The organism is Thermofilaceae archaeon (genome assembly GCA_038731975.1).
Classification (GTDB): Archaea; Thermoproteota; Thermoprotei; order Thermofilales; family Thermofilaceae; genus JANXEW01.
Map to the genome: position 1 here is coordinate 1 of JAVYQJ010000057.1, position 4,346 is coordinate 4,346.

The window sequence follows — 4,346 nt, forward strand, 5'->3', positions numbered from 1 at the left end:
TCGTGCCTTCTGAAGCCCTCTAGCATGTCCTGCCTTAACTTGGCTAGCTCCTGCAGGGTTTCTTTCATCTTCTGCAGAAGTTCTTCATAGCCGAGCAGACCAGCTACCGTCAGCCTGAACTCTTCATCCTCCTTTAGTAACTCCAGGAGTCGCTTCTTCAGCAAAGCCTTTGACATCTGTACCTCCAGGGTTCTGTCGCTATTAAAGCTATTCGCGACAACCGATGACCCGGAAACTCGGGGGCGAGCTGCCGGAGGGTTCGTTAGTTACCCCGACCGTGTAGATGAGGACCGTGTTCAGCTGCGGGATAGAGCTTAAAGAGCACTTCGCAGGCTCTTTGGGTGGTTTTAGGGTCTCTTCACGGCATTCGAAGGGAAAAGGCTAAGTGCGGCCGCGTTTTCGTAGCGCCGTGGGCCTAGTCCACGTTGAAGCTGTTGTCAAGAAAGGTTGTGTAGCGCTACCGGTTAAGCTGCTGGTCGATTCAGGCGCGACTTACACCGTGCTTGAGCGCGACGTTTGGGAGAGGTTAGGTTTGGAGAAGATGGGGGATGTCGAGCTCGTTCTCGCCGGCGGAACGACTATTAAGCGAGGTGTCTCAGAGGTGCTGATCGAGCTTAAAGGCTACGGCGAGTAGCACACTCCCGTGATCTTAGGCGAGAGTGAGGATGAAAACATCCTTGGTACCGTCACGCTGGACATCTTCGGCTTGGTGCTCGACCCTCTCCGCAGGGAGATCAGGCCAGCCCGTTTGCTTATGAAAGAGCTCCAGGCGCGCCGTACTCCAGCCTAGCCGCTGAGAACACCCTCCGGATCCCGCAGAACCGGAAGAGCGCTCGCAAGGCTCTCTCGGCTCCTTGAGCAGCGGCTCAGCGCATCCTTCCAGGGTGGGCGTGTGGAGGGGCAGGTGCGACCCTGCAGCGCGCTGCCAGCTCTAGCTGCGAGCGCTCAGCAGAGCTATACCGGTGCACCAGATCTTAAGCACGCTCACCTCCGCGGCGCGGTGAGGTTCAACCCTCCCAGGACTGCCAGCGAGGGGGAAAAGCCTGCGGAAGCTCACCGAGGGGGGTGGCTCGCCCTGCCCGGCTCTCCGCTCCATATTTCCGCGCGAAGCTTCCTCGAGTGCCGACCCGCTCGGGAAGCTCGCGCTTAGACTGCAGCGGCTAGCTGCGGCTCAGCCGGCCTAAAGTACTGCTCTGGTGTCGCAACCTCGAAGGGGTAGCGGCCCGAGTAGTGCCTCGTGTTCCACGTGACGAGGAGCTCGACACCGTTCTCCTCGAGGATCCATCCGATCAGCGCGTCGACGAGAGGGCTTCTGCGGGCTGCTACGTACTCCAGCGCTCGAGCGACAAAAACCGGCTGGTCGGGCCAGCTCCTCCAGTAGAGCACTTGGAAGTCCCTTCTCCTGTGCAGGAGGTTGAAGAGCTCTCTCGCCTTCACCCCGCTCTGCGCAATGCTCATCAAGCTGGCGAGCTCTAGCGCGTTAACCGCGGTAGTCGCCTTGAGCTGGTCGGAGTCGACGACCGCTATTAGCGTGCTCGAACCTCGAGTCCCACCTGAAGATGAAGTAGACTGCCAGCACGTCGGTGTCAACGGCGATCAAAGCCTCACCCTTAGCCTGCGCAGAACCTCGGAGACATCGTCTGTCCCGAAGAAGGCAGCAATCCTCCGCCTCGCCTCCTCCACGTCGACTTCAACCAGGCTTCCTGGACCCAAGCTCCTTTCAACGCGGCCGGCAACGTACCCCTCGATGAGCGCCAACCCCTCACCCAGCACGCTGTAAGCGCTTAAGACGCGGCGAATCCCTTCAGCGACAGCTTCGCTCCTTGAGCGGAAAATCCCCGCTTCAACCAGCCTATCCAGCGCGGCAACCACGCTTTCGGGAACCTTCACCTGCGGGAGCACACTCCTCCTACCCATCGGTATGAAACAAGCATATCCGGTGTTAAGTGCACTACCGGCGCCGCGCAGACCCGCGGGGCTCGCCGAGTGCGGACACCTTCCGAAAAACGGTAGTGTGAGCACGACCCAGCCCCCCGCGGCCCCAGAAGCTTTGTACAGCACTGTGCTTCCGATGCGAGCCCTCCGGCATCCCGCAGACACGCTGAAAGTGCGGCGCAAGCCTGCGCGGCGGGTACCGTTCTTGAAGCACTAGTCAGGAGTGGGGGTGCCGGCGGCCCAGCCCCATCAATGTGGCCTCGGCAGCAAGCGACCCCCTCCGCGTAGGAGGCTGGGCGGGGCTAGTACCTGCAGCTACTGCAGCTGCTTCAGCAGCCTCGCTATATCGTCCAGGTACTCTTTAACCTTCTCTAGCTCATACTCCGCAAGCTTTAGGTTAGAGGAGTAGAGGCTGTAGCGGAAACGGTTGAGGTACGAGAGCCTAGCAGCATACCTATCCCTGATCCTCAACCTAGCCACCTCGGGGAAGCTGGTCTCGAGCTCCACGAGGACTCTATCCTCCTCCCAACTGCTGGGCAGCTTACCCTTCAGCATGAGAACTAAGGCTTTAGTCGCCTGCTCCACAGCACCCGACGCCTTCTCAACTGCAACCGCGATCCTCACCCAACCGCCCTCCCCCACGCCAGACTCGAACTCCCTCACGGCTTCCCTGTATAGCCTGCGCGCTGACTCAAGGAGTGCCACCGCTCTCTCAGCCACGGTCTCCGCCACGTCACACCACCTTTTCGCCGAACTACCAGCTAAGCCTTGGGGGCTCCCACGGCTTTAAGCACTTCGCGAAAAAGATCCCTAGCCTCTAGAAGCTTCGATAAACCTTCAAAATGGGCTCTCCTGGCGACAGGGGCCTGGTGGAGCGGGGAGCTTGAGGCTTAGGAAACAGCTGCTATCTCACTTTGAGGCGTAGGCTCGAAGGAGCCACAGCTGCTGCGGGTTGAGCGGGGATGCGGGGAAGCTATTGTCGATAGGAACCTGTCCACTAGCTTCGATCTGCACTAATGCTCCTTGATGTCCGCCCAACTGGCGATCGAGTTAGGCGTAAACGGTGTTCAATAGGACCCGCTCCACGCTCTCCCACCTGCTAAGGTCTACCTTTAGCTCCGGCTGACTATCCGCCAGCCTCACCAGAAGCACGTCCGAGTGGAAGCCTGCGTGGGCGATGAAGTCCCGATCAAACGTGCCTTCCCGGCTGTCAGCCACCCCCTCAGGCCCCCTGTAGCTCGAGTACGGTTTCCACTCCCGATCGAGGCGGCTCTTCAGGTAGCTGAGCTTCGAGAGCTCCCTATCGATGAGCCTGACGATTATGCGGGAGCCCTTGACGAGCTGCTTGAGCCTAAGCAGTTCGTCGAAGCTCACGGTACACTCCTCCAGCGAGCACCGGTCAGCCTGGCCTAGAAGCTTGCGCGCGCCGGTTAGGACAGCATGGGCGTTGAGTAGGGCGCGGAACCCCTCGCTCAGCCTAGCTCTGCTCTCAACGGTCACAGCTGAGCCCTTCCAGTACACGGTTCGGGCTTTCCGCCAACCCTCAACGGCCGCCTCAATGATGCGCTCGAGGTCCTCGGGTGAAGTAGTCTTCGCGAGAACTGCCAGCTGGACCAGTGCGCCAAGCCTATAGGCGCCGAGGATGCAGAGCGCGCTCCTAACGACCCGCCGAACCTCAGCCCGAGCTTCCCCGAGGACCCTCTCATCGGTCAGGACCTTCTCGACCTTTGACGCCTGATACCCCACGAAGCGGGCCAGGTCCCACGGGTTCACGCGAAACTCGCGCACAATGTTGTAGCCGAGCTCCGGCGGAGACACGCTCGGGTCGATTGGCTCGCAAGGGTTGCTGGGGTTTCTACCCAGCTTGGAAGCCTGGGGGCCGAGTTGGGGGTAGGGGTCGGCCTGGTACACCCTCAACTCCACGGTCTGCGCCAGGGCTGCCGCGAGCATCGCCGCAGCCTCCTGCGCTGCGTCGAGGGCGAGGGTTGGCATGTAGTTCACGCCGTGGCTGATGTCGAGGGCGATGCGGGTAACGCTTCCGCACGCCGCCTTGAGGGCTCTCGTGTAGAGAGAGTAAGTGTAGAGGAGGCGGAAATCCCCTAGATCCGCCTTAAACGTGTACTGGCGCCCATCCTTCACCGCCCTCAAGATGCCGGGCAGCACCTCGACTTCCGCCTCCACGCCGCACAGGTGCTTCCGCACGTACTCCACCACCGCGCGCCTAAGCTCGGAGTAGTCGGACGTTTCGCACTCAGCCTCGGCGGCGAGGCTATCTACTACCGCAACGAGCACCGGCATCCGCGGCTTCTCAAGCTTCTGCAGCATCCCTAGTGTTGAGAAACCCGTATCGCTCAATCCTCCATTCACGTAGTTAGCCAACCTCCAGGAAGCCGGGTTACCCCAAGTCGTAG

At 60.7% G+C, this 4,346-nt stretch carries 7 protein-coding genes; 2 read left to right on the plus strand and 5 right to left on the minus strand.

Annotation, left to right across the window (positions count from 1 at the left end; all coding sequences use genetic code 11):
- Window positions 1–409 precede the first annotated feature (409 nt).
- The gene (locus tag QXF46_09225; GenBank protein MEM0227041.1) at window positions 410–634 is read left to right on the plus strand and encodes an aspartyl protease family protein; all 225 of its coding nucleotides are present in this window, start codon (window positions 410–412) and stop codon (window positions 632–634) included.
- A gap of 9 nt (window positions 635–643) precedes the next feature.
- Entirely contained in the window at window positions 644–790 is a 147-nt protein-coding gene (locus tag QXF46_09230) for a hypothetical protein (protein MEM0227042.1), read from the plus strand.
- Between the two features lie 141 nt (window positions 791–931).
- Here QXF46_09230 and QXF46_09235 read toward each other — a convergent pair whose 3' ends face one another.
- From QXF46_09235 to QXF46_09255, 5 genes are all read right to left on the minus strand, one after another.
- Window positions 932–1,096 carry a hypothetical protein gene (locus QXF46_09235; GenBank protein ID MEM0227043.1) on the minus strand — a complete coding sequence of 55 codons (165 nt, stop codon included), beginning with the start codon at window positions 1,094–1,096 and terminating at the stop codon, window positions 932–934.
- Between the two features lie 50 nt (window positions 1,097–1,146).
- Entirely contained in the window at window positions 1,147–1,590 is a 444-nt protein-coding gene (locus tag QXF46_09240; GenBank protein MEM0227044.1) for a hypothetical protein, read from the minus strand.
- Window positions 1,591–1,596: 6 nt separating this feature from the next.
- Complete coding sequence (locus QXF46_09245; GenBank protein ID MEM0227045.1) at window positions 1,597–1,917, minus strand: ribbon-helix-helix protein, CopG family; 321 nt, start codon at window positions 1,915–1,917, stop codon at window positions 1,597–1,599.
- A gap of 333 nt (window positions 1,918–2,250) precedes the next feature.
- Complete coding sequence (locus tag QXF46_09250) at window positions 2,251–2,667, minus strand: hypothetical protein (protein MEM0227046.1); 417 nt, start codon at window positions 2,665–2,667, stop codon at window positions 2,251–2,253.
- 318 nt (window positions 2,668–2,985) lie between these two features.
- On the minus strand, window positions 2,986–4,346 hold a 1,361-nt coding region (locus QXF46_09255; protein ID MEM0227047.1), incomplete at its 5' end, for a TM1812 family CRISPR-associated protein.

Excerpts from the sequence above, each read along its gene's own strand:
- QXF46_09235 (MEM0227043.1), bottom strand. The coding sequence starts at position 1,096 with ATGGAGCGGAGAGCCGGGCAGGGCGAGCCACCCCCCTCGGTGAGCTTC.
- QXF46_09245 (MEM0227045.1), bottom strand. The coding sequence starts at position 1,917 with ATGGGTAGGAGGAGTGTGCTCCCGCAGGTGAAGGTTCCCGAAAGCGTG.